The 23,124-nt window shown below is 58.0% G+C and carries 22 protein-coding genes and 5 pseudogenes; 15 read left to right on the top strand and 12 right to left on the bottom strand.

All coding sequences use genetic code 11. The annotated features are described in order from the left end of the window. Positions 1-19: 19 nt before the first annotated feature. Positions 20-880: an extended-spectrum class A beta-lactamase SHV-30 gene (locus AB182_RS00595; protein WP_032491180.1), complete on the bottom strand. Its 861-nt coding sequence runs from the start codon at positions 878-880 to the stop codon at positions 20-22. 120 nt (positions 881-1,000) lie between these two features. Here AB182_RS00595 and AB182_RS00590 point away from each other — a divergent pair, with 120 nt between their 5' ends. Both AB182_RS00590 and AB182_RS31265 read left to right on the top strand, forming a co-directional pair. Further along, complete coding sequence (locus tag AB182_RS00590) at positions 1,001-1,969, top strand: IS5-like element IS903B family transposase (protein ID WP_000654805.1); 969 nt, start codon at positions 1,001-1,003, stop codon at positions 1,967-1,969. A gap of 186 nt (positions 1,970-2,155) precedes the next feature. Continuing rightward, positions 2,156-3,246: pseudogene (locus tag AB182_RS31265) on the top strand (IS3 family transposase); the annotation flags it as partial. Between the two features lie 109 nt (positions 3,247-3,355). Here the strand turns inward: AB182_RS31265 and merR are convergent. Then, positions 3,356-3,811 (bottom strand): Hg(II)-responsive transcriptional regulator, encoded by a 456-nt coding sequence (gene merR / locus AB182_RS00575; protein ID WP_001166628.1) that lies wholly within the window; start codon positions 3,809-3,811, stop codon positions 3,356-3,358. 71 nt (positions 3,812-3,882) lie between these two features. Here merR and merT point away from each other — a divergent pair, with 71 nt between their 5' ends. The 10 genes and pseudogenes from merT to AB182_RS00525 all read left to right on the top strand — a co-directional run bounded on the left by merT (position 3,883) and on the right by AB182_RS00525 (position 12,353). Continuing rightward, entirely contained in the window at positions 3,883-4,248 is a 366-nt protein-coding gene (merT, locus tag AB182_RS00570) for a mercuric ion transporter MerT (RefSeq protein ID WP_001294656.1), read from the top strand. A gap of 15 nt (positions 4,249-4,263) precedes the next feature. Next, positions 4,264-4,539 carry a mercury resistance system periplasmic binding protein MerP gene (gene merP, locus AB182_RS31675; protein ID WP_000732275.1) on the top strand — a complete coding sequence of 92 codons (276 nt, stop codon included), beginning with the start codon at positions 4,264-4,266 and terminating at the stop codon, positions 4,537-4,539. A gap of 27 nt (positions 4,540-4,566) precedes the next feature. Further along, positions 4,567-4,992, top strand: coding sequence for an organomercurial transporter MerC (gene merC / locus AB182_RS31670; RefSeq protein ID WP_000522996.1), 426 nt, complete (start codon positions 4,567-4,569; stop codon positions 4,990-4,992). 38 nt (positions 4,993-5,030) lie between these two features. Further along, on the top strand, positions 5,031-6,716 hold the full coding sequence (gene merA / locus AB182_RS00555; RefSeq protein ID WP_000209296.1) for a mercury(II) reductase: 1,686 nt from the start codon (positions 5,031-5,033) through the stop codon (positions 6,714-6,716). Positions 6,717-6,733: 17 nt separating this feature from the next. Next, on the top strand, positions 6,734-7,099 hold the full coding sequence (gene merD / locus AB182_RS00550; protein ID WP_001277466.1) for a mercury resistance co-regulator MerD: 366 nt from the start codon (positions 6,734-6,736) through the stop codon (positions 7,097-7,099). Next, positions 7,096-7,332, top strand: coding sequence for a broad-spectrum mercury transporter MerE (merE, locus tag AB182_RS00545; RefSeq protein ID WP_001087807.1), 237 nt, complete (start codon positions 7,096-7,098; stop codon positions 7,330-7,332). The genes merD and merE overlap by 4 nt, the downstream gene beginning before the upstream one ends. 50 nt (positions 7,333-7,382) lie before the next feature. After that, a pseudogene (locus AB182_RS00540) lies at positions 7,383-7,610 on the top strand (DUF3330 domain-containing protein); the annotation flags it as partial. Positions 7,611-7,740: 130 nt separating this feature from the next. Next, entirely contained in the window at positions 7,741-8,301 is a 561-nt protein-coding gene (locus AB182_RS00535; protein WP_003124096.1) for a recombinase family protein, read from the top strand. A gap of 2 nt (positions 8,302-8,303) precedes the next feature. Further along, complete coding sequence (locus AB182_RS00530; protein ID WP_032622532.1) at positions 8,304-11,270, top strand: Tn3 family transposase; 2,967 nt, start codon at positions 8,304-8,306, stop codon at positions 11,268-11,270. Positions 11,271-11,348: 78 nt separating this feature from the next. Then, positions 11,349-12,353 (top strand): IS110-like element IS5075 family transposase, encoded by a 1,005-nt coding sequence (locus tag AB182_RS00525; protein ID WP_000427614.1) that lies wholly within the window; start codon positions 11,349-11,351, stop codon positions 12,351-12,353. A 1,115-nt stretch (positions 12,354-13,468) separates the two neighbouring features. On the opposite strand, the gene AB182_RS00520 is transcribed toward AB182_RS00525, so the two are convergent. The 3 genes from AB182_RS00520 to AB182_RS00510 all read right to left on the bottom strand — a co-directional run bounded on the left by AB182_RS00520 (position 13,469) and on the right by AB182_RS00510 (position 15,060). After that, positions 13,469-14,113, bottom strand: coding sequence for a recombinase family protein (locus tag AB182_RS00520; RefSeq protein WP_032622536.1), 645 nt, complete (start codon positions 14,111-14,113; stop codon positions 13,469-13,471). A 298-nt stretch (positions 14,114-14,411) separates the two neighbouring features. Beyond that, positions 14,412-14,771 carry a hypothetical protein gene (locus AB182_RS00515; protein WP_060613126.1) on the bottom strand — a complete coding sequence of 120 codons (360 nt, stop codon included), beginning with the start codon at positions 14,769-14,771 and terminating at the stop codon, positions 14,412-14,414. Next, on the bottom strand, positions 14,755-15,060 hold the full coding sequence (locus AB182_RS00510) for a hypothetical protein (RefSeq protein WP_032622530.1): 306 nt from the start codon (positions 15,058-15,060) through the stop codon (positions 14,755-14,757). Before AB182_RS00510 ends, AB182_RS00515 begins: the two co-directional genes overlap by 17 nt. Positions 15,061-15,144: 84 nt before the next feature. Here AB182_RS00510 and AB182_RS32465 point away from each other — a divergent pair. After that, positions 15,145-15,216, top strand: a pseudogene (locus AB182_RS32465) (EAL domain-containing protein); the annotation flags it as partial. Between the two features lie 139 nt (positions 15,217-15,355). Here the strand turns inward: AB182_RS32465 and AB182_RS00500 are convergent. From AB182_RS00500 to aadB, 7 genes and pseudogenes are all read right to left on the bottom strand, one after another. Beyond that, positions 15,356-16,120: an IS6-like element IS6100 family transposase gene (locus tag AB182_RS00500; RefSeq protein WP_001389365.1), complete on the bottom strand. Its 765-nt coding sequence runs from the start codon at positions 16,118-16,120 to the stop codon at positions 15,356-15,358. 117 nt (positions 16,121-16,237) lie between these two features. Next, positions 16,238-16,306: pseudogene (locus tag AB182_RS32460) on the bottom strand (EAL domain-containing protein); the annotation flags it as partial. A 320-nt stretch (positions 16,307-16,626) separates the two neighbouring features. Then, positions 16,627-17,127, bottom strand: coding sequence for a GNAT family N-acetyltransferase (locus AB182_RS00495; protein ID WP_000376623.1), 501 nt, complete (start codon positions 17,125-17,127; stop codon positions 16,627-16,629). 127 nt (positions 17,128-17,254) lie between these two features. Next, positions 17,255-18,094, bottom strand: coding sequence for a sulfonamide-resistant dihydropteroate synthase Sul1 (gene sul1 / locus AB182_RS00490; RefSeq protein ID WP_000259031.1), 840 nt, complete (start codon positions 18,092-18,094; stop codon positions 17,255-17,257). Continuing rightward, positions 18,088-18,435 carry a quaternary ammonium compound efflux SMR transporter QacE delta 1 gene (locus AB182_RS00485; RefSeq protein ID WP_000679427.1) on the bottom strand — a complete coding sequence of 116 codons (348 nt, stop codon included), beginning with the start codon at positions 18,433-18,435 and terminating at the stop codon, positions 18,088-18,090. The genes sul1 and AB182_RS00485 overlap by 7 nt, the downstream gene beginning before the upstream one ends. Positions 18,436-18,570: 135 nt before the next feature. After that, entirely contained in the window at positions 18,571-19,398 is an 828-nt protein-coding gene (locus tag AB182_RS00480; protein ID WP_001007673.1) for an oxacillin-hydrolyzing class D beta-lactamase OXA-2, read from the bottom strand. Positions 19,399-19,467: 69 nt separating this feature from the next. Then, positions 19,468-20,001: an aminoglycoside nucleotidyltransferase ANT(2'')-Ia gene (aadB, locus tag AB182_RS00475; protein WP_000381802.1), complete on the bottom strand. Its 534-nt coding sequence runs from the start codon at positions 19,999-20,001 to the stop codon at positions 19,468-19,470. Between the two features lie 148 nt (positions 20,002-20,149). Here aadB and intI1 point away from each other — a divergent pair, with 148 nt between their 5' ends. Further along, positions 20,150-21,163, top strand: coding sequence for a class 1 integron integrase IntI1 (gene intI1 / locus AB182_RS00470; RefSeq protein ID WP_000845048.1), 1,014 nt, complete (start codon positions 20,150-20,152; stop codon positions 21,161-21,163). 542 nt (positions 21,164-21,705) lie between these two features. Beyond that, a pseudogene (locus AB182_RS00465) lies at positions 21,706-22,239 on the top strand (IS110-like element IS4321 family transposase); the annotation flags it as partial. Between the last annotated feature and the right edge of the window lie 885 nt (positions 22,240-23,124).

Raw genomic sequence — 23,124 nt, 5'->3', positions numbered from 1 at the left:
GCGCGCGGCCACCGCCGGGTTAGCGTTGCCAGTGCTCGATCAGCGCCGCGCCGATCCCGGCGATTTGCTGATTTCGCTCGGCCATGCTCGCCGGCGTATCCCGCAGATAAATCACCACAATCCGCTCTGCTTTGTTATTCGGGCCAAGCAGGGCGACAATCCCGCGCGCACCCCGTTCGCTAGCTCCGGTCTTATCGGCGATAAACCAGCCCGCCGGCAGCACGGAGCGGATCAACGGTCCGGCGACCCGATCGTCCACCATCCACTGCAGCAGCTGCCGTTGCGAACGGGCGCTCAGACGCTGGCTGGTCAGCAGCTTGCGCAGGGTCGCGGCCATGCTGGCCGGGGTAGTGGTGTCGCGGGCGTCGCCGGGAAGCGCCTCATTCAGTTCCGTTTCCCAGCGGTCAAGGCGGGTGACGTTGTCGCCGATCTGGCGCAAAAAGGCAGTCAATCCTGCGGGGCCGCCGACGGTGGCCAGCAGCAGATTGGCGGCGCTGTTATCGCTCATGGTAATGGCGGCGGCACAGAGTTCGCCGACCGTCATGCCGTCGGCAAGGTGTTTTTCGCTGACCGGCGAGTAGTCCACCAGATCCTGCTGGCGATAGTGGATCTTTCGCTCCAGCTGTTCGTCACCGGCATCCACCCGCGCCAGCACTGCGCCGCAGAGCACTACTTTAAAGGTGCTCATCATGGGAAAGCGTTCATCGGCGCGCCAGGCGGTCAGCGTGCGGCCGCTGGCCAGATCCATTTCTATCATGCCTACGCTGCCCGACAGCTGGCTTTCGCTTAGTTTAATTTGCTCAAGCGGCTGCGGGCTGGCGTGTACCGCCAGCGGCAGGGTGGCTAACAGGGAGATAATACACAGGCGAAAATAACGCATAACCACAATACATCCTTGAGTGAGGGCCGATAAAGGCGAGTAAAGAAGCGACAAATAAGAATAACCCGGCGTTTTGCTGATTCACAATGGCTTTGTTGAATAAATCGAACTTTTGCTGAGTTGAAGGATCAGATCACACATCTTCCCGACAACGCAGACCGTTCCGTGGCAAAGCAAAAGTTCAAAATCACCAACTGGCCCACCTACAATAAAGCCCTCATCAACCGTGGCTCCATAACTTTCTGGCTGGATGATGAAGCTATTCAGGCCTGGTATGAGTCGGCAACGCCTTCATCACGAGGCAGACCTCAGCGCTATTCTGACCTTGCCATCACGACTGTGCTGGTCATTAAACGCGTATTCAGGCTGACCCTGCGGGCTGCACAGGGTTTTATTGATTCCATTTTTACACTGATGAATGTTCCGTTGCGCTGCCCGGATTACACCAGTGTCAGCAAGCGCGCAAAGTCGGTTAATGTCAGTTTCAAAACGTTCACCCGGGGTGAAATCGCGCATCTGGTGATTGATTCCACCGGGCTGAAGGTCTTCGGTGAAGGCGAGTGGAAAGTCAAAAAGCATGGCCAGGAACGCCGCCGTATCTGGCGTAAGCTGCATCTGGCAGTTGACAGCAACACACATGAAATCATCTGTGCAGACCTGTCGCTGAACAATGTGACGGACTCAGAAGCCTTCCCGGGTCTTATCCGGCAGACTCACAGAAAAATCAGGGCAGCATCGGCAGACGGCGCTTACGACACCCGGCTCTGTCACGATGAACTGCGGCGTAAGAAAATCAGCGCGCTTATCCCTCCCCGAAAAGGTGCGGGTTACTGGCCCGGTGAATATGCAGACCGTAACCGTGCAGTGGCTAATCAGCGAATGACCGGGAGTAATGCGCGGTGGAAATGGACAACAGATTACAACCGTCGCTCGATAGCGGAAACGGCGATGTACCGGGTAAAACAGCTGTTCGGGGGTTCACTGACGCTGCGTGACTACGATGGTCAGGTTGCGGAGGCTATGGCCCTGGTACGAGCGCTGAACAAAATGACGAAAGCAGGTATGCCTGAAAGCGTGCGTATTGCCTGAAAACACAACCCGCTACGGGGGAGACTTACCCGAAATCTGATTTATTCAACAAAGCCGTCTTCGTCATTAAAAACGGTTCCGGTCTTCAGGACGCCATAGACTGGCCCTATGAATCTCCAGACAGTTGGTATCACTTAAATTAGTGATAGTCTTAATACTAGTTTTAGACTAGTCGTTGGAGTCCGAATGATTGATGTTCTAGGTCCAGAGAAGCGCAGACGGCGCAGCGTTCAGGAAAAAATCGCCATTGTTCAGCAGAGCTTTGAGCCCGGAATGACCGTGTCGCTGGTCGCCCGTCAGCATGGCGTTGCTGCCAGTCAGCTGTTCCTGTGGCGTAAGCAATATCAGGAAGGCAGTCTCACTGCGGTTGCCGCGGGTGAACAGGTTGTACCCGCGTCGGAGCTGGCATCTGCAATGAAGCAAATTAAAGAGTTACAGCGCCTGCTGGGCAAAAAAACCATGGAAAACGAGCTGCTGAAAGAAGCCGTTGAATATGGCCGACAAAAAAAGTGGATAGCGCACGTGCCCTTGTTGCCGGAGGATGGCGAATAAGCCTTGTCAGTCGTTGCCTCCGGGTCTCACGTGCGCAACTGCATGCCATGGCCCGTCGGTCGAAGGGCTGGCAGGATCGTCGGTGCAAGCGCAAGCCTGATGATACTGAAGCGCTGGCTCGTATCCATACCGTTATCGACGATCTGCCCACCTATGGTTATCGTCGTGTATGGGCACTGCTGCGCAGACAATCAGAAACTGACGACATGGCGGTGATCAATGCCAAACGCGTATACCGCATCATGCGTCAGAATGCGCTGCTGCTTGAGCGTAAACCGGCAATACCGCCCTCGAAGCGGGCGCATAGAGGGAAAGTGGCCGTTGGAGAAAGTAACCAGCGGTGGTGCTCCGACGGCTTCGAGTTCAGCTGTGATAACGGTGAAAAACTGCGGGTCACGTTCGCGCTGGACTGTTGCGATCGCGAGGCACTTCACTGGGCGGCAAGTACCGGTGGATATGACAGTGAAACCGTGCAGGACGTCATGCTGGGTGCCGTGGAGCGTCGCTTCGGTAACAGCCTGCCGACATCCCCAGTTGAGTGGCTGACAGACAACGGTTCAGCCTACCGTTCTTATCAGACGCGTCAGTTCGCCAGAATGGTAGGACTGGAGCCTAAACATACGGCGGTACGTAGCCCGGAAAGCAACGGAATGGCGGAGAGCTTCGTGAAAACGATGAAGCGCGACTACATCAGCATCATGCCAAAACCTGACGGGTTAACAGCGGCGGTGATGCTGCCAACTTACTGATTTAGTGTATGATGGTGTTTTTGAGGTGCTCCAGTGGCTTCTGTTTCTATCAGGGGTCGTCTCAGAATTCGGAAAATAAAGCACGCTAAGGCGTAGTCACCCCGTGACTCCCCCGCGCCGATGCAGCGAGCTTCGTTCCGTCTTGCAGTGACGCAATCAGCGGGCAGGAAACGTTCCCTTTCCGCGCATGGCAGGCGCACACCAGTTCAGACAGCACGGCCTCCATGCGTGCCAAGTCGGCCATCTTCTCGCGCACATCCTTGAGCTTGTGCTCGGCCAGGCCGCTGGCTTCCTCGCAATGGGTGCCATCCTCCAGCCGCAGTAGCTCGGCGATTTCGTCCAGGCTAAAGCCCAGCCGCTGGGCCGATTTCACGAACCGCACTCGTGTTACATCCGCCTCGCCATAGCGGCGAATGCTGCCATAGGGCTTGTCTGGCTCCGGCAGCAGGCCCTTGCGCTGGTAGAACCGGATGGTCTCCACATTGACCCCGGCCGCCTTGGCAAAAACGCCAATGGTCAGATTCTCAAAATTAATTTGCATATCGCTTGACTCCGTACATAACTACGGAAGTAAGCTTAAGCTATCCAAACCAAATTTGAAAGGACAAGCGTATGTCTGAACCACAAAAGTCTGAACCACAAAACGGGCGCGGCGCGCTCTTCGCCGGTGGGCTGGCCGCCATTCTTGCGTCGGCCTGCTGCCTGGGGCCGCTGGTTTTGATCGCCTTGGGGTTCAGCGGGGCATGGATCGGCAACCTGACGGTGCTGGAACCCTATCGCCCGATCTTCATCGGCGCAGCGCTGGTCGCGCTGTTTTTCGCCTGGCGGCGCATCTACCGCCCGGCGCAAGCCTGCAAACCGGGTGAGGTCTGCGCGATTCCCCAAGTGCGAGCTACTTACAAGCTCATTTTCTGGATCGTGGCCGCGCTGGTCCTGGTCTCGCTCGGATTTCCCTACGTCATGCCATTTTTCTATTAATCACAGGAGTTCATCATGAAAAAACTGTTTGCCGCCCTCGCCCTCGCTGCCGTTGTTGCCCCCGTGTGGGCCGCCACCCAGACCGTCACGCTGTCCGTGCCTGGCATGACCTGCGCCTCTTGCCCGATCACTGTCAAGCACGCGCTTTCCAAGGTTGAGGGCGTGAGCAAGACCGACGTAAGTTTCGACAAGCGCCAGGCCGTCGTCACCTTCGACGATGCCAAGACCAACGTCCAGAAGTTGACCAAGGCGACCGAGGACGCGGGCTATCCGTCCAGCCTCAAACGCTGATCCGTTAACCGAACTCGGGAGCGACACATGGGACTCATCACGCGCATCGCTGGCAAAACCGGCGCGCTCGGCAGCGTCGTTTCCGCGATGGGCTGCGCCGCCTGTTTTCCTGCCATCGCCAGCTTTGGCGCGGCCATCGGACTGGGCTTCTTGAGCCAGTACGAGGGGCTATTCATTGGCATCCTGCTGCCGATGTTCGCCGGCATCGCGTTACTCGCCAATGCTATCGCTTGGCTCAATCATCGACAGTGGCGACGCACGGCGCTCGGCACGATAGGCCCGATCTTGGTGCTGGCAGCGGTGTTTTTAATGCGGGCTTACGGCTGGCAGAGCGGTGGACTGCTCTATGTCGGCCTGGCCTTGATGGTTGGGGTGTCGGTCTGGGATTTCATCTCGCCAGCACATCGCCGCTGCGGGCCGGACAGCTGTGAATTGCCAGAACAACGTGGCTGACGGCAACAGCCGTAGCCACCACAGAAAAGGAAAAATACATGACCACCCTGAAAATCACCGGGATGACCTGCGACTCGTGCGCGGCTCACGTCAAGGAAGCCTTGGAGAAAGTGCCCGGCGTGCAATCGGCGCTGGTGTCCTATCCGAAGGGCACAGCGCAACTCGCCATTGAGGCGGGCACGTCATCGGATGCGCTGACTACCGCCGTGGCCGGACTGGGCTACGAGGCAACGCTTGCCGATGCGCCACCGACGGACAACCGCGCCGGCCTGCTCGACAAGATGCGCGGCTGGATAGGGGCCGCTGATAAGCCCAGTGGCAACGAACGCCCGTTGCAGGTCGTCGTCATTGGTAGCGGTGGAGCCGCGATGGCGGCAGCACTGAAGGCCGTCGAGCAAGGCGCGCAGGTCACGCTGATTGAGCGCGGCACCATCGGCGGCACCTGCGTCAACGTCGGTTGTGTGCCGTCCAAGATCATGATCCGCGCCGCCCACATCGCCCATCTGCGCCGGGAAAGCCCATTCGACGGCGGCATGCCACCCACACCGCCGACGATCTTGCGCGAGCGGCTGCTGGCCCAGCAGCAGGCCCGTGTCGAAGAACTCCGTCATGCCAAGTACGAAGGCATCCTGGACGGCAATTCAGCCATCACCGTTCTGCACGGTGAAGCGCGTTTCAAGGACGACCAGAGCCTTATCGTTAGTTTGAACGAGGGTGGCGAGCGCGTCGTGATGTTCGACCGCTGCCTGGTCGCCACGGGTGCCAGCCCGGCGGTCCCGCCGATTCCGGGCTTGAAAGAGTCACCCTACTGGACTTCCACCGAGGCCCTGGCGAGCGACACCATTCCCGAACGCCTTGCCGTAATCGGCTCGTCGGTGGTGGCGCTGGAGCTGGCGCAAGCCTTTGCCCGGCTGGGCAGCAAGGTCACGGCCCTGGCGCGCAATACCTTGTTCTTCCGTGAAGACCCGGCCATCGGCGAGGCGGTGACAGCCGCTTTCCGTGCCGAGGGCATCGAGGTGCTGGAGCACACGCAAGCCAGCCAGGTCGCCCATATGGACGGTGAATTCGTGCTGACCACCACGCACGGTGAATTGCGCGCCGACAAGCTGCTGGTCGCCACCGGCCGGACACCGAACACGCGCAGCCTGGCATTGGAAGCGGCGGGGGTAGCCGTCAATGCGCAGGGGGCCATCGTCATCGACAAGGGCATGCGCACCAGTAGCCCGAACATCTACGCGGCCGGCGACTGCACCGACCAGCCGCAGTTCGTCTATGTGGCGGCAGCGGCCGGCACTCGTGCGGCGATCAACATGACTGGCGGCGATGCGGCCCTGGACCTGACCGCAATGCCGGCCGTGGTGTTCACCGACCCGCAGGTCGCCACCGTGGGCTACAGCGAGGCGGAAGCACATCACGACGGGATCGAGACCGACAGTCGCCTGCTAACACTGGATAACGTGCCGCGTGCGCTTGCCAACTTCGACACACGCGGCTTCATCAAGCTGGTCATCGAGGAAGGTAGCGGACGGCTCATCGGCGTGCAAGCGGTGGCCCCGGAAGCGGGTGAACTGATCCAGACGGCGGTGCTCGCCATTCGCAACCGTATGACCGTGCAGGAACTGGCCGACCAATTGTTCCCCTACCTGACCATGGTCGAAGGGCTGAAGCTCGCGGCGCAGACCTTCAGCAAGGACGTGAAGCAGCTTTCGTGCTGCGCCGGATGAGGAAAAGGAGGTGTTCAATGAGCGCCTACACAGTGTCCCGGCTGGCCCTTGATGCCGGGGTGAGCGTGCATATCGTGCGCGACTACCTGCTGCGCGGATTGCTACGGCCGGTCGCGTACACCACGGGCGGCTACGGCTTGTTCGATGACACCGCGTTGCAACGGCTGCGCTTTGTACGGGCTGCCTTCGAAGCGGGTATCGGCCTGGACGCACTGGCGCGGCTGTGCCGGGCGCTGGATGCTGCGGACGGTGACGGTGCGTCTGCGCAGCTTGCCGTGTTGCGGCAACTCGTCGAGCGTCGGCGCGAGGCCCTGGCCAGCCTCGAAATGCAACTGGCCGCCATGCCAACCGAACCGGCACAGCACGCGGAGAGTCTGCCATGAACAGCCCAGAGCACTTGCCGTCTGAGACGCACAAACCGATCACCGGCTACTTGTGGGGCGCGCTGGCCGTGCTCACCTGTCCCTGCCATTTGCCGATTCTCGCCATTGTGCTAGCCGGCACGACGGCCGGCGCGTTCATCGGGGAGCACTGGGGTATTGCAGCCCTCACGCTGACCGGCTTGTTTGTCCTGTCTGTGACGCGGCTGCTGCGGGCCTTCAAGGGAAGATCATGACCGCTTCCCAGCCAGCCGAGAGTGGGCAGCTTTGAGCTTCGCTACCAATCTGGAGGAGTACCACCATGAACGCAAACGCCCCGAACACTGCCAGTTGCACCACCTGCTGCGTATGCTGCAAAGAAATTCCGCTCGATGCCGCCTTCACCCCGGAAGGCGCGGAATACGTCGAACATTTCTGCGGGCTGGATTGCTATGAACGCTTCCAGGCACGCGCCAAGGCCGCGACAGAATCTGACATTGCGCCTGTCCCTGGCGGTTCGCAGCCGTCAGATTGAGGCATACCCTAACTTGGCGTCAGACCATCCGGCGCTAAATCGTCAGAATAGAGTTGCCTTCCGAATTGATTGACATACGCCGTCAAGGGTCATAGATTTCTTCCTGACACATTTCCCTCAGGAGGATACCTTGCACGGTCAGCGCATCGGTTACGTCCGCGTCAGCAGCTTCGACCAGAACCCAGAACGGCAGCTCGAACAGATCCAGGTGGATAAAGTGTTCACCGACAAGGCGTCGGGCAAGGACACACGGCGGCCCGAACTGGAACGGCTGCTCGCCTTCGTGCGCGAAGGCGACACGGTCGTGGTGCACAGCATGGATCGTCTGGCGCGCAACCTCGACGACCTGCGCCGCCTGGTGCAGGGCCTCACCCAGCGCGGCGTACGCATCGAGTTCCTTAAGGAGCATTTGACCTTCACCGGCGAGGACTCGCCGATGGCGAACCTGATGCTGTCGGTAATGGGCGCGTTCGCCGAGTTCGAACGCGCCTTGATCCGCGAGCGGCAGCGCGAGGGCATCGCGCTCGCCAAGCAGCGCGGGGCCTACCGTGGCAGGAAGAAATCCCTGTCGTCTGAGCGTATTGCCGAACTGCGCCAACGTGTCGAGGCTGGCGAGCAAAAGACCAAGCTGGCTCGTGAATTCGGAATCAGTCGCGAAACCCTGTATCAATACTTGAGAACGGATCAGTAAATATGCCACGTCGTTCAATCCTGTCCGCCGCCGAGCGCGAAAGCCTGCTGGCGTTGCCGGACACCAAGGATGAGTTGATCCGTCACTACACGTTCAGCGAAACCGACCTCTCCATCATCCGGCAGCGGCGCGGCCCGGCCAACCGGCTGGGCTTCGCCGTGCAGCTCTGTTACCTGCGCTTTCCTGGTGTCATCCTGGGCGTCGATGAGCCGCCGTTTCCGCCCTTGTTGAAACTGGTCGCCGACCAGCTCAAGGTCAGCGTCGAAAGCTGGGACGAATACGGGCAGCGGGAGCAGACCCGGCGCGAGCACCTGGTCGAACTGCAAACGGTGTTCGGCTTCCAGCCCTTTACCATGGGCCACTACCGGCAGGCCGTCCAGTTGCTGACCGAGATGGCCTTGCAGACCGACAAGGGCATCGTGCTGGCCAGCACCTTGATCGAGCACCTGCGGCAGCAGTCGGTCATTCTGCCTGCCCTCAACGCCGTCGAGCGGGCGAGCGCCGAAGCAATCACCCGCGCCAACCGGCGCATCTACGATGCCTTGGCCGAACCGCTGTCGGACGCGCATCGCCGCCGCCTCGACGATCTGCTCAAGCGTCGGGACAACGGCAAAACGACCTGGCTGGCCTGGCTGCGCCAATCGCCCGTCAAACCGAATTCGCGGCACATGCTGGAACACATCGAACGCCTCAAAGCGTGGCAGGCGCTCGACCTGCCTTCTGGCATCGAGCGGTCGGTGCACCAGAACCGCCTGCTCAAGATCGCCCGTGAGGGTGGCCAGATGACGCCCGCCGACCTGGCCAAGTTCGAGGCGCAGCGACGCTATGCCACCCTGGTGGCGCTTGCCATCGAGGGCATGGCCACCGTCACCGACGAAATCATCGACCTGCACGACCGCCTCCTGGGCAAGCTGTTCAACGCCGCCAAGAACAAGCATCAGCAGCAATTCCAGGCGTCCGGCAAGGCGATCAACGCCAAGGTGCGGCTGTTCGGCCGCATCGGCCAGGCGCTGATCGAGGCCAAGCAGGCGGGCCGCGATCCGTTCGCCGCCATCGAGGCCGTCATGTCCTGGGATGCCTTCGCCGAGAGCGTCACCGAAGCGCAGAAGCTTGCGCAGCCCGAGGACTTCGATTTCCTGCACCGCATCGGCGAAAGCTACGCCACGCTGCGCCGCTACGCGCCGGAATTCCTTGCCGTGCTCAAGCTGCGGGCCGCTCCCGCCGCGAAGGACGTGCTCGACGCCATCGAGGTGCTGCGCGGCATGAACAGCGACAACGCCCGCAAGGTGCCCGCCGACGCGCCGACCGAGTTCATCAAGCCGCGCTGGCAGAAGCTGGTCATGACCGACACCGGCATCGACCGGCGCTACTACGAACTGTGCGCGCTGTCGGAGATGAAGAACGCGTTGCGTTCCGGCGACATCTGGGTGCAGGGGTCGCGCCAGTTCAAGGACTTCGAGGACTACCTGGTGCCGCCCGCGAAATTCGCCAGCCTCAAGCAGGCCAGCGAATTGCCGCTGGCCGTGGCCACCGACTGCAACCGGTACCTGAACGACCGGCTGACGCTGCTGGAAACACAGCTTGCCACCGTCAACCGTATGGCGACGGCCAACGAGCTGCCGGACGCCATCATCACCGAGTCAGGCTTGAAGATCACGCCGCTCGACGCGGCGGTACCCGACACCGCCCAAGCGCTGATCGACCAGACGGCAATGATCCTGCCGCACGTCAAGATCACCGAACTGCTGCTGGAGGTGGACGAATGGACGGGCTTCACTCGGCATTTCGCGCATCTGAAATCGGGCGACCCGGCCAAAGACAAGAACCTGTTGCTGACCACGATCCTCGCCGACGCGATCAACCTGGGCCTGACCAAGATGGCGGAGTCTTGCCCCGGCACGACCTACGCCAAGCTGGCTTGGCTGCAAGCCTGGCACATCCGCGACGAAACCTACGGGGCGGCGCTGGCCGATCTGGTCAACGCACAGTTCCGCCATCCCTTCGCCGAGCACTGGGGCGACGGCACCACCTCATCGTCGGACGGCCAGAACTTCCGCACCGGCAGCAAGGCCGAGAGCACCGGCCACATCAACCCGAAATACGGGAGCAGCCCAGGGCGGACGTTCTACACCCACATTTCTGACCAGTACGCGCCATTTCACACCAAGGTCGTGAACGTCGGCGTGCGCGATTCGACCTACGTGCTCGACGGCCTGCTGTACCACGAGTCCGACTTGCGGATCGAGGAGCATTACACCGACACGGCGGGCTTCACCGATCACGTCTTCGCCCTGATGCACCTCCTGGGCTTCCGCTTCGCGCCGCGCATCCGCGACCTGGGCGACACCAAGCTCTACATCCCGAAGGGCGACGCCGCCTATGACGCGCTGAAACCCATGATCGGCGGCACGCTCAACATCAAGCACGTCCGCGCCCATTGGGACGAAATCCTGCGGCTGGCCACCTCGATCAAGCAGGGCACGGTGACGGCCTCCCTGATGCTCCGAAAGCTCGGCAGCTACCCACGCCAGAACGGCCTGGCCGTGGCGCTCCGCGAGCTGGGCCGCATCGAGCGCACGCTGTTCATCCTGGACTGGCTGCAAAGCGTGGAACTGCGCCGCCGCGTGCATGCCGGCCTGAACAAGGGCGAGGCGCGCAATGCGCTGGCCAGGGCAGTGTTTTTCAACCGCCTGGGTGAAATCCGCGACCGCAGTTTCGAGCAGCAGCGCTACCGGGCTAGCGGCCTCAATCTGGTAACGGCTGCCGTCGTGTTGTGGAACACGGTCTATCTGGAACGGGCTGCGCACGCGCTGCGTGGCAACGGCCATGCCGTTGATGACGCGCTGTTGCAGTACCTGTCGCCGCTCGGTTGGGAGCACATCAACCTCACCGGCGATTACCTCTGGCGCAGCAGCGCCAAGATCGGCGCGGGCAAGTTCAGGCCGCTACGACCGCTGCAACCGGCTTAGCGTGCTTTATTTAATGAGATGGTCACTCCCTCCTTCCCAGTACTATGCTGAGGACAGGCTTTCATTCGGAGAACCATCATGGAAAACATTGCGCTTATTGGTATCGATCTGGGTAAGAACTCTTTCCATATTCATTGTCAGGATCATCGTGGGAAGGCCGTTTACCGTAAAAAATTCACCCGACCAAAGCTAATCGAATTTCTGGCGACATGCCCGGCAACAACCATCGCGATGGAAGCCTGTGGCGGTTCTCACTTTATGGCACGCAAGCTGGCAGAGTTAGGGCATTTTCCAAAGCTGATATCACCGCAATTTGTCCGCCCATTCGTTAAAAGCAACAAAAATGACTTCGTTGATGCTGAAGCTATCTGTGAAGCAGCATCACGTCCATCTATGCGTTTCGTGCAGCCCAGAACCGAATCTCAGCAGGCAATGCGAGCTCTGCATCGTGTCCGTGAATCCCTGGTTCAGGATAAGGTGAAAACAACTAATCAGATGCATGCTTTTCTGCTGGAATTTGGTATCAGCGTTCCGCGAGGTGCTGCCGTTATTAGTCGACTGAGTACCCTTCTTGAGGACAGTAGTTTGCCTCTTTATCTCAGCCAGTTACTGCTGAAATTACAACAGCATTATCACTATCTTGTTGAGCAGATTAAAGATCTGGAATCTCAGTTGAAACGAAAGTTGGACGAAGATGAGGTTGGACAGCGCTTGCTGAGTATTCCCTGCGTTGGAACGCTGACTGCCAGTACTATTTCAACTGAGATTGGCGACGGGAAGCAGTACGCCAGCAGCCGTGACTTTGCGGCGGCAACAGGGCTGGTACCCCGACAGTACAGCACGGGAGGTCGGACGACATTGTTAGGGATTAGCAAGCGGGGCAACAAAAAGATCCGAACTTTGTTGGTTCAGTGTGCCAGGGTATTCATACAAAAACTGGAACACCAGTCTGGCAAGTTGGCCGACTGGGTCAGGGAGTTGTTGTGTCGGAAAAGCAACTTTGTCGTCACCTGTGCTCTGGCAAACAAGCTGGCCAGAATAGCCTGGGCACTGACGGCGCGACAGCAAACTTACGAAGCATAAAGGCAGAAATACACCAGTTTAAACAATCATTCATCTGGTTTTGCGAATACTGATATTGATGATACTAACGGCCCACCGGCCTGTTGAGGAACCTGTAAAACGGAAAGGCTCATTGAAGCCGTATATTTTCTGGAGGTTCATCAGGCGCGGAACTCATCGAGGCGCGGGAATAAAATCCCATTCAGACGCCGGATAGATTCAAGCAAGCCAACTTGTCGTCAAAATCGGTGTTGCAAAAACGGGAGTGACCATAGATTCCGTTTTCTGAGGCGACCCCTGATTGTTCGACGCTCCTAGCCATCGGCCTAAGCCGATGGTGACGGAAAGCGGCGTGGGGGCCGGTCGCCCCCCTATGGGGGGCTGGATATTGGTTGTTCAGGGGGTCTTTTCGTCCCCCTCTGGGGGACTAGATTGATTCGCCAGGACAAACAGCCCGTAGGGCTGTGCAGGCCTCCAAGGCGCGGCCAAAGGCCGCATTTTTTGGTGCAGCGTGCGCGGGGGGCGCGGTGCTTAAAAAATAGGCGACTTTTGCGGGGTTAAATACCAGTTAGAAACCTAGTTAAAAAACCGGTTAGCACCTTCGCGCGGCGAGAATTTTTCTCTTGTTTTTCAACGGCTTATGCGCTTTTCGCCGTTGCCTTCTGGAACTGATACAACAAAACCCCGGAACCAATACAACAAGGTTTCAGAACTGATACAACAAAACCCCGGAACCAATACAACAAAACAAGGGCGTTTTAGAACCAATACAACAACGGCAGAACCGCCCCGAGAGGGTACTTATCCACAGAATGGAACTGATACAACAAAGGTACGCACAGCCTGAGCGCCTGTTTTGGGGGTAAGTTCGGCTGGTTTGAGCCCCTTTTGTGGGTAAATCAGAGCGTTGGAGCGTCTTTTTAGGCGCTGTGCAGGCCTGTGATGCGCCTGGATGCCAAGGAAGCTGAAAAAAACGCTCTCCGGTGCCACAGAAGATGAAAAAACGCTTTGCTTTCAAGCAAGCGGATTGCGAAAAATGGAACCAGTACAACAAAGGTGCGTGGTGACAAAAAGGCGCGGCCGCTAGGTCGATTCGTCACCATTCCCCCTCTGGATGCTGCCAGGACGGTGAAGAATTAGGCTGCGGCCTTCTTGTGCATGGCCCATACCCGCTTGACTTGGGCTGTACTGGTTTCGGTCATGTCTGCGGTCTTCTGGATGCTATAGCCCGCCAAGCGCAAGGCGACAATCCGCGCATGTTGCGCCTGGTTGGGTTTGCGGCCTTTGTAACGGCCAGCACTCTTAGCCAACTCTATGCCCTGGGCCTGCCTCTCTCGCCGTGTCTCGTACTCTTCTCGCGCGATCTGCAGCGCCATGCGCAGCAACATGGTTTGCATGGCCTCCAGAACGATTTTGGCCGTCCCCTGGGCCTCTGTCGCCACCTCGGATAAATCAAGCACGCCAGGCACGGCCAGGCGCGCGCCCTTGGCCTGAATGGTATGGACCAACTTTTCAGCATCGACCAGCGGCAAGCGGCTGATACGGTCGATGCGCTCGGCTATGACTACTTCACCGGCCTGCAGGTCAGCAATCATGCGCAGCAGCTCGGGCCTGTCTGCGCGGGCTCCTGATGCCTTCTCGCGGTACACCCCGGCCACGTAGTACCCGCTGGCCTTCGCCTGCAGAACGATGGCCTCTTGCCGCTCTAAATCCTGGGCTTCTGTGCTGACGCGCAGGTAAACACGGGCAATCTTCTGGATGGGTTGCGTGGGCTTGGCCATGGTTCTTTTTTTCGCGCCCTGGGGGGCGGCGGGCTGGTTGTTGTTGGCCTTCCAAGCCTCTTCACATTCAAGGGAACAGCACCCGCCATGCTTGAGTGACAAAGAAGGCGAGTCCGTATAGAAGGCCACAGGCTTGCCGCAGCCGTTCGCGCAGCTCTTGTGCTTGTCTAGCCAGGCCTGCTGCATGGCCTGACTCTCTCGGCGCTTCTGCGCCTGTATGCGGGCTTTCTTCTTGTCCTCGGGCGTTTTGGGGTCGTATGGCCCCCATCGGCCAATCAGTTGTTCGGACATGCAGCCCCTACCTTGCCAGCAAATAAAGCCCAATCGCCGCGATAGCACCGGCAATGGCGCTACCTATTGCGCGGAAATACAGGGCATCAACATAGAAGCGATGGAAGCGGCCCGCTATTCGCCTGGTAAAGATCAGCAACCCAATGGCATACAAGAGCCCTGCAAGCCCAGCTGGAGCCGCATTTAACAGGGTATCGCTCAATGCATGAATGAGTGGTTCATTCGTGCCTGGCACAAGCCGCACATAGACGGCCACAGAGACAAACGCACCAATAGCAAGCAGAAAGTTTCCCAGCATCATGCGGCGACAAAGCAATTGCCACTGCACTTTTTCAAGCTCTGAGAGGGGTTCAGTTATCGGCAGCATGTTGGCCTTTCCACTTGCGAGCAACAAATAACAGGACTGCCAGCAAAACCGAATCGACTACCCAAACCAGCCCCCAAGGGGTTGATTGCAAGAATGCTGTTGCTTGAGCTGTGCTGACTTCCGGGGCATCAAGCACTCGCACCATCACCCATGCCAAGCCAGAAACCATGCCGACTAGCGCAAGCATGTCTTTGAGACTGTCGATATAGCTCTGCTGCAGCATCTTGCGTATCAGCCATATCACGCCAATGACAACAAACCCCGAGGCCAAACCATAGAAGAGCGCCATACGTTCCTTTCAAAGAGTCATTTCTTCCACATTCAGAGCGCCCGCAACACCCCATAGGCCCCGCCTACCAGCATCGCCGCCAGCATCAGTGTCATTTTCAGAAGACGACTGCACCAGTTGATTGGGCGTAATGGCTGTTGTGCAGCCAGCTCCTGACAGTTCAATATCAGAAGTGATCTGCACCAATCTCGACTATGCTCAATACTCGTGTGCACCAAAGCGAGGTGAGCATGGCGACGGAGGCTCTGTTGCAAAGATTGGCGGCAGTCAGAGGTAGGCTGTCGCTCTGCGCCGATCAGGCGGCTGCTGCGAAATGGTGGTTGAGCATGCCCATGGCCTCCGTCAGCGCCGAGGGCCCAATGCCAAAAGCTCTCTCCACAAGGCGCACCTCGCCCCTGATGCCGGGCTGCAGGCACCAGGGGCGAGCCTGTCCTTTGCGCAGGGCTCGCATGACTTCGAATCCCTTGATCGTGGCATAGGCCGTGGGGATCGATTTGAAACCGCGCACCGGCTTGATCAGTATCTTGAGCTTTCCGTGATCGGCCTCGATCACGTTATTGAGATACTTCACCTGCCGGTGGGCCGTCTCCCGGTCCAGCTTTCCTTCGCGCTTCAATTCGGTGATCGCTGCACCATAGCTCGGCGCTTTGTCGGTATTGAGCGTGGCAGGCTTTTCCCAGTGCTTCAGGCCTCGCAGGGCCTTGCCCAGGAACCGCTTCGCTGCCTTGGCGCTGCGGGTCGGCGACAGGTAGAAATCGATCGTGTCGCCCCGCTTGTCGACTGCCCGGTACAGGTAGGTCCACTTGCCCCGCACCTTGACGTAGGTTTCATCCAGGCGCCAGCTCGGATCAAAGCCACGCCGCCAGAACCAGCGCAGCCGCTTCTCCATCTCCGGGGCGTAGCACTGGACCCAGCGATAGATCGTCGTATGGTCGACCGAAATGCCGCGTTCCGCCAGCATTTCCTCAAGGTCGCGATAGCTGATCGGATAGCGACAATACCAGCGCACCGCCCACAGGATCACATCACCCTGGAAATGGCGCCACTTGAAATCCGTCATCGTTCCGTCCGTCCAATCTCCGCCAAGCATGCTCAAGCTTCACGATTTTTGCAACAGAGCCCACACGAGTATTGAGCATAGTCGAGATTGGTGCAGATCACTTCTGATATTGAACTGTCAGGAGCTGGCTGCACAACAGCCATTACGCCCAATCAACTGGTGCAGTCGTCTTCTGAAAATGACATTTGGTATCTCTCATAAACGGATGTTTTTGAGAGAACTATCTTCGGCCTTCACACGCACGAAAGGCGGCGAAGCTCCGCCGTTAATCCGTCCGCCGGAGATCTCGCCCAGGCAGGCTGAAGGCCGAGCAAGCCTGACAGGCCCGAAAAGCCCGGCACGGGCGTCGGCGGCGATGACGGCGGCGGCATTATCCAGGGTTGATGATGGAAGTGGAGGATATCGACAACCTCTCGCGCAACCAAGACATCGCGGTCGGACTGCAAGTGATCTTGAAGCCACGGGCCCGTCCCACCCCGACATGGACCTCGATGCCCGAACGGACGTTAGATTTCGAGTTCTAGGCGTTCTGCGATGAAGGTTGGATCCCAGCCGGGATTGAAAGTGTCGACGTGGGTGAATCCGAGCCGCTCGTATAGGCCACGCAGGTTCGGGTGGCAGTCGAGCCGCAGCTTGGCGCACCCCTGCGTTCGCGCGGCATGGCGGCAAGCCTCGATCAGCGCGGAGCTGACACCCCGGCCCGCATGTGTCCGTCGCACCGCGAGCTTGTGCAGATATGCGGCCTCCCCCTTGAGGGCGTCGGGCCAGAACTCGGGATCCTCGGCCGACAAGGTGCAACAGCCGACGATGCCGTCGCTGCAACTCGCGACTAGGAGCTCGGATCTCAGGACGAAGGTCTCCGCGAATGTCCGGTCGATCCGCGCGACGTCCCAGGCGGGCGTTCCCTTGGCGGACATCCACGCCGCAGCGTCGTGCATCAGCCGCACAACCTCGTCGATATCACCCGAGCAGGCGACCCGAACGTTCGGAGGCTCCTCGCTGTCCATTCGCTCCCCTGGCGCGGTATGAACCGCCGCCTCATAGTGCAGTTTGATCCTGACGAGCCCAGCATGTCTGCGCCCACCTTCGCGGAACCTGACCAGGGTCCGCTAGCGGGCGGCCGGAAGGTGAATGCTAGGCATGATCTAACCCTCGGTCTCTGGCGTCGCGACTGCGAAATTTCGCGAGGGTTTCCGAGAAGGTGATTGCGCTTCGCAGATCTCCAGGCGCGTGGGTGCGGACGTAGTCAGCGCCATTGCCGATCGCGTGAAGTTCCGCCGCAAGGCTCGCTGGACCCAGATCCTTTACAGGAAGGCCAACGGTGGCGCCCAAGAAGGATTTCCGCGACACCGAGACCAATAGCGGAAGCCCCAACGCCGACTTCAGCTTTTGAAGGTTCGACAGCACGTGCAGCGATGTTTCCGGTGCGGGGCTCAAGAAAAATCCCATCCCCGGATCGAGGATGAGCCGGTCGGCAGCGACCCCGCTCCGTCGCAAGGCGGAAACCCGCGCCTCGAAGAACCGCACAATCTCGTCGAGCGCGTCTTCGGGTCGAAGGTGACCGGTGCGGGTGGCGATGCCATCCCGCTGCGCTGAGTGCATAACCACCAGCCTGCAGTCCGCCTCAGCAATATCGGGATAGAGCGCAGGGTCAGGAAATCCTTGGATATCGTTCAGGTAGCCCACGCCGCGCTTGAGCGCATAGCGCTGGGTTTCCGGTTGGAAGCTGTCGATTGAAACACGGTGCATCTGATCGGACAGGGCGTCTAAGAGCGGCGCAATACGTCTGATCTCATCGGCCGGCGATACAGGCCTCGCGTCCGGATGGCTGGCGGCCGGTCCGACATCCACGACGTCTGATCCGACTCGCAGCATTTCGATCGCCGCGGTGACAGCGCCGGCGGGGTCTAGCCGCCGGCTCTCATCGAAGAAGGAGTCCTCGGTGAGATTCAGAATGCCGAACACCGTCACCATGGCGTCGGCCTCCGCAGCGACTTCCACGATGGGGATCGGGCGAGCAAAAAGGCAGCAATTATGAGCCCCATACCTACAAAGCCCCACGCATCAAGCTTTTGCCCATGAAGCAACCAGGCAATGGCTGTAATTATGACGACGCCGAGTCCCGACCAGACTGCATAAGCAACACCGACAGGGATGGATTTCAGAACCAGAGAAAGAAAATAAAATGCGATGCCATAACCGATTATGACAACGGCGGAAGGGGCAAGCTTAGTAAAGCCCTCGCTAGATTTTAATGCGGATGTTGCGATTACTTCGCCAACTATTGCGATAACAAGAAAAAGCCAGCCTTTCATGATATATCTCCCAATTTGTGTAGGGCTTATTATGCACGCTTAAAAATAATAAAAGCAGACTTGACCTGATAGTTTGGCTGTGAGCAATTATGTGCTTAGTGCATCTAACGTTGAAGTAACCGGCGCTGCGCGGTTTTATCGCGCAGCGTCCGAGTTGACTGCCGGGTTGGGCGGTAACGCTTCAATAGAGCGAAGGATTGCCCGCACGATTGCCTCCCTCTTGAAAAGATCATCCATTCTGTTTGGCGTATCAATATTCAGTGCGAAGAATACGGAGCCAGTCGGCCACTCAACCCATCCTACCCACCAACCCATACGGCCTTCCCAGCCCGTCTTTGCACGCAGTATCCAGTTGCGACCGGCTTCCACAATCATGAGATCCTTGACCAAGCGCTGATGTTCTACCCGAAAGGGCAGCTCGTTACGATAGAGCTTCCTGAGAAATGCAATTTGCTCCTGCGCCGAGATTGCAAGGCTGCCTTCTATCCAGTAATCGCCATTACTTGTCGAAGGATCGGCGTTGCCATAGTCGATTTTCTTCAAATAGCGCCGAGCTTTGTCATCACCAATTTCCTTTGCAAATAGCTCATACACCCAAACAGTAGAATTCCGCATTGCTGATCGCAAATCTTGGTCTTGATTGTGGCCTGCAAAGCCCCTGTTAACGCCGTCCCATCGAAAAATCTGGAACTCATCACGAACAGCGCCTGCATCAAGTGCAAAAAGTGTATGAGGTATCTTGAATGTCGATGCAGGCGAGTAGCGTTTCTTCGATCGCACAGGATCAAAAACCAACATGGCACGATCCGCTTGGCGTTCGTCTGCCACAACTATCGTGCCTTTGGCTTGAAATTCGCTGAAAAACTTCCTCCAGTCAGAACGTTCTAGCGTGCCTTCTTGCGCATGCGCGAAAGTGGCAAGAGAAAAAATGGAGAAAAGTATCGCGAAGATTCGGATTGCCATTAACTTTTCCTTAATGCCCAACACCTGAGTTAAGCCGCGCCGCGAAGCGGCGTCGGCTTGGACGAATTGTTAGGCCGCATATCGCGACCTGAAAGCGGCACGCAAGACCTCAACCTTTTCCGCCCCGAGTGAGGTGCATGCGAGCCTGTAGGACTCTATGTGCTTTGTAGGCCAGTCCACTGGTGGTACTTCATCGGCATAGTAAAAGTAATCCCAGATGATCGCCTCCCAGCTGTTACAACGGACTGGCCGCCCGGCGATGACGCCCTCAGCCGCCTCTGGGCACGAGCCCTGCGGAGCCTCCGCGATTTCATACGCTTCGTCTGCCCACCAAGCAGGTTCGCAGTCAAGTAACTCATCCCCGATCTCCGCTAAGAATCCATAGTCCAACTCCTCCATGACGCGCCCGCCGAGCATTTCAACTATTGCCTCGAGCTCGCCGCGCCTCTCGCCGGGAAACGTCAGATCAATATCATCGTGCTTGCGTGTTACACGCCCTAGCCGTGCATCGATCGCCCAGCCCCCACCGATCCAGAGCGGCAGATTTCGCTCATCTGCCGCAGCTAGAATTTTGTGTATCAATGTGACCTGCGTTGTGTCCATGCGGCCTAACTTTGTTTTAGGGCGACTGCCCTGCTGCGTAACATCGTTGCTGCTCCATAACATCAAACATCGACCCACGGCGTAACGCGCTTGCTGCTTGGATGCCCGAGGCATAGACTGTACCCCAAAAAAACAGTCATAACAAGCCATGAAAACCGCCACTGCGCCGTTACCACCGCTGCGTTCGGTCAAGGTTCTGGACCAGTTGCGTGAGCGCATACGCTACTTGCATTACAGTTTACGAACCGAACAGGCTTATGTCCACTGGGTTCGTGCCTTCATCCGTTTCCACGGTGTGCGTCACCCGGCAACCTTGGGCAGCAGCGAAGTCGAGGCATTTCTGTCCTGGCTGGCGAACGAGCGCAAGGTTTCGGTCTCCACGCATCGTCAGGCATTGGCGGCCTTGCTGTTCTTCTACGGCAAGGTGCTGTGCACGGATCTGCCCTGGCTTCAGGAGATCGGAAGACCTCGGCCGTCGCGGCGCTTGCCGGTGGTGCTGACCCCGGATGAAGTGGTTCGCATCCTCGGTTTTCTGGAAGGCGAGCATCGTTTGTTCGCCCAGCTTCTGTATGGAACGGGCATGCGGATCAGTGAGGGTTTGCAACTGCGGGTCAAGGATCTGGATTTCGATCACGGCACGATCATCGTGCGGGAGGGCAAGGGCTCCAAGGATCGGGCCTTGATGTTACCCGAGAGCTTGGCACCCAGCCTGCGCGAGCAGCTGTCGCGTGCACGGGCATGGTGGCTGAAGGACCAGGCCGAGGGCCGCAGCGGCGTTGCGCTTCCCGACGCCCTTGAGCGGAAGTATCCGCGCGCCGGGCATTCCTGGCCGTGGTTCTGGGTTTTTGCGCAGCACACGCATTCGACCGATCCACGGAGCGGTGTCGTGCGTCGCCATCACATGTATGACCAGACCTTTCAGCGCGCCTTCAAACGTGCCGTAGAACAAGCAGGCATCACGAAGCCCGCCACACCGCACACCCTCCGCCACTCGTTCGCGACGGCCTTGCTCCGCAGCGGTTACGACATTCGAACCGTGCAGGATCTGCTCGGCCATTCCGACGTCTCTACGACGATGATTTACACGCATGTGCTGAAAGTTGGCGGTGCCGGAGTGCGCTCACCGCTTGATGCGCTGCCGCCCCTCACTAGTGAGAGGTAGGGCAGCGCAAGTCAATCCTGGCGGATTCACTACCCCTGCGCGAAGGCCATCGGTGCCGCATCGAACGGCCGGTTGCGGAAAGTCCTCCCTGCGTCCGCTGATGGCCGGCAGCAGCCCGTCGTTGCCTGATGGATCCAACCCCTCCGCTGCTATAGTGCAGTCGGCTTCTGACGTTCAGTGCAGCCGTCTTCTGAAAACGACAATCAGATAGTCAAACCAATCTGTACCTTCAAACACATCACCTCCGGTTAATTTGGGTATACGCAAAGTGTCCGGTCATGCTACCCCCGGCCAAAAAGGCCGTCATGCGATTTATCTTGGCCGGGTCGTTATTGGGGTCTGAAGGCCAATAGAACGAAAACGTACGTTAGTGAAGTAACTGTCTGATATATCGAAACATAATGTACATTGGAAAACGCCATCAAAACGGTGTCTTTTTAATCGAAAATTGGCACTTAACGGACTTTCTTGTCTACTAATCGATTTTTCAGACGATAATTTTCCTCTTACCGTACGTTTTCGTACGGTTGGACCTCAAACCCCTTAGTCGACTGAGTACCATTCTTGAGGATAATAGTTTGCCTCTTTACCTCAGCCAGTTATTGCTGAAATTACAACAGCATTATCACTATCTTGTTGAGCAGATTAAAGATTTGGAATCCCAGTTGAAACGAAAGTTGGACGAAGATGAGGTTGGACAGCGCTTGCTGAGCATTCCCTGCGTCGGAACACTGACAGCGAGTACTATTTCAACTGAGATTGGCGACGGGAAGCAGTACGCCAGCAGCCGTGACTTTGCGGCGGCAACAGGGCTTGTACCTCGGCAGTACAGCACGGGAGGTAGGACGACATTGCTGGGAATTAGTAAGCGAGGTAATAAAAAGATCCGAACTTTGTTGGTTCAATGTGCCAGGGTATTCATACAAAAACTGGAACACCAGTCTGGCAAATTGGCCGATTGGGTCAGGGATTTACTGTGCCGGAAAAGCAACTTTGTCGTCACTTGTGCTCTGGCAAACAAGCTGGCCAGAATAGCCTGGGCCCTAACGGCACGACAGCAAACTTATGTAGCATAACGGCAGAAATACACCGGTTTAAAGAATTACTGATCTGGTTTTGCGAATACTGATATTGATGATACTAACGGCCCACCGGCCTGTTGAGGAACCTGTAAAACGGAAAGGCTCATTGAAGCCGTATATTTTCTGGAGGTTCATCAGGCGCGGAACTCATCAAGGCGCGGGAATAAAATCCCATTCAGACGCCGGATAGATTCAAGCAAGCCAACTTGTCGTCAAAATCGGTGTTGCAAAAACGGGAGTGACCATAGATTCCGTTTTCTGAGACGACCCCCTATAGGTAAGTCTGTTCAAAAAACAGGCTTACCGTACAATAATTCTCTATATCCAAACTGACCCCTTCACTGCAAAAAGAGCAACATTCCCCTGTCTTCACCCTGTTTAACGCGCCTGCGAGCGGCTGACGTGGATAACCGCGGCTAAATCGATCCTCTTTTCCCTGTTAATTTTAAAACTCACAGCTGAAACTGGCGTTGATTGCCTGAAAGGCATTGCACGATATGGCAGGCGATTTACCTGCCAGACTGCCCTGCAGGTGACGCTGTGGCCACATTACCCCCTGGCTACTGCGAGCGGGCGGTGTGACGTTAGCGGCACACCGCCCGCGTGGGTAGTAGCGTTGACGTCAGGGGTGCGTGTCGCAGCCCTGCCGTCTTACGGGGGTGTTCTTAGTTACATCATCCATCATGCTTTTTTCTGCCGAGCCGTTGGCTCGGCGGGGAAAAGCACGGTGGGGCAAAGAAGAATCTGCCCTGGAGGTTTCTGCTGGACACCCTGCCCGGCATTTGCCGGGTGCTAACCTGGGAGCATAGCGACCATTCTGGCCGTCGTGCCGCGTAGCGGCGCTGAAAGGCCAGGCATATTCCCATAATCCACAGAAAA

Source organism: Phytobacter ursingii, from assembly GCF_001022135.1.
Lineage (GTDB): Bacteria > Pseudomonadota > Gammaproteobacteria > Enterobacterales > Enterobacteriaceae > Phytobacter > Phytobacter ursingii.
This window is presented reverse-complemented; position numbering and strand designations above follow the sequence as displayed.

Coding starts and splice junctions, on each gene's coding strand:
- AB182_RS00595 (WP_032491180.1), bottom strand. CDS start 880: ATGCGTTATTTTCGCCTGTGTATTATCTCCCTGTTAGCCACCCTGCCG.
- merR (WP_001166628.1), bottom strand. CDS start 3,811: ATGCAAATTAATTTTGAGAATCTGACCATTGGCGTTTTTGCCAAGGCG.
- merT (WP_001294656.1), top strand. CDS start 3,883: ATGTCTGAACCACAAAAGTCTGAACCACAAAACGGGCGCGGCGCGCTC.
- merP (WP_000732275.1), top strand. CDS start 4,264: ATGAAAAAACTGTTTGCCGCCCTCGCCCTCGCTGCCGTTGTTGCCCCC.
- merC (WP_000522996.1), top strand. CDS start 4,567: ATGGGACTCATCACGCGCATCGCTGGCAAAACCGGCGCGCTCGGCAGC.
- merA (WP_000209296.1), top strand. CDS start 5,031: ATGACCACCCTGAAAATCACCGGGATGACCTGCGACTCGTGCGCGGCT.
- merD (WP_001277466.1), top strand. CDS start 6,734: ATGAGCGCCTACACAGTGTCCCGGCTGGCCCTTGATGCCGGGGTGAGC.
- merE (WP_001087807.1), top strand. CDS start 7,096: ATGAACAGCCCAGAGCACTTGCCGTCTGAGACGCACAAACCGATCACC.
- AB182_RS00530 (WP_032622532.1), top strand. CDS start 8,304: ATGCCACGTCGTTCAATCCTGTCCGCCGCCGAGCGCGAAAGCCTGCTG.
- AB182_RS00525 (WP_000427614.1), top strand. CDS start 11,349: ATGGAAAACATTGCGCTTATTGGTATCGATCTGGGTAAGAACTCTTTC.
- AB182_RS00520 (WP_032622536.1), bottom strand. CDS start 14,113: ATGGCCAAGCCCACGCAACCCATCCAGAAGATTGCCCGTGTTTACCTG.
- AB182_RS00515 (WP_060613126.1), bottom strand. CDS start 14,771: ATGCTGCCGATAACTGAACCCCTCTCAGAGCTTGAAAAAGTGCAGTGG.
- AB182_RS00510 (WP_032622530.1), bottom strand. CDS start 15,060: ATGGCGCTCTTCTATGGTTTGGCCTCGGGGTTTGTTGTCATTGGCGTG.
- AB182_RS00500 (WP_001389365.1), bottom strand. CDS start 16,120: ATGACGGATTTCAAGTGGCGCCATTTCCAGGGTGATGTGATCCTGTGG.
- AB182_RS00495 (WP_000376623.1), bottom strand. CDS start 17,127: ATGGACAGCGAGGAGCCTCCGAACGTTCGGGTCGCCTGCTCGGGTGAT.
- sul1 (WP_000259031.1), bottom strand. CDS start 18,094: ATGGTGACGGTGTTCGGCATTCTGAATCTCACCGAGGACTCCTTCTTC.
- AB182_RS00485 (WP_000679427.1), bottom strand. CDS start 18,435: ATGAAAGGCTGGCTTTTTCTTGTTATCGCAATAGTTGGCGAAGTAATC.
- AB182_RS00480 (WP_001007673.1), bottom strand. CDS start 19,398: ATGGCAATCCGAATCTTCGCGATACTTTTCTCCATTTTTTCTCTTGCC.
- aadB (WP_000381802.1), bottom strand. CDS start 20,001: ATGGACACAACGCAGGTCACATTGATACACAAAATTCTAGCTGCGGCA.
- intI1 (WP_000845048.1), top strand. CDS start 20,150: ATGAAAACCGCCACTGCGCCGTTACCACCGCTGCGTTCGGTCAAGGTT.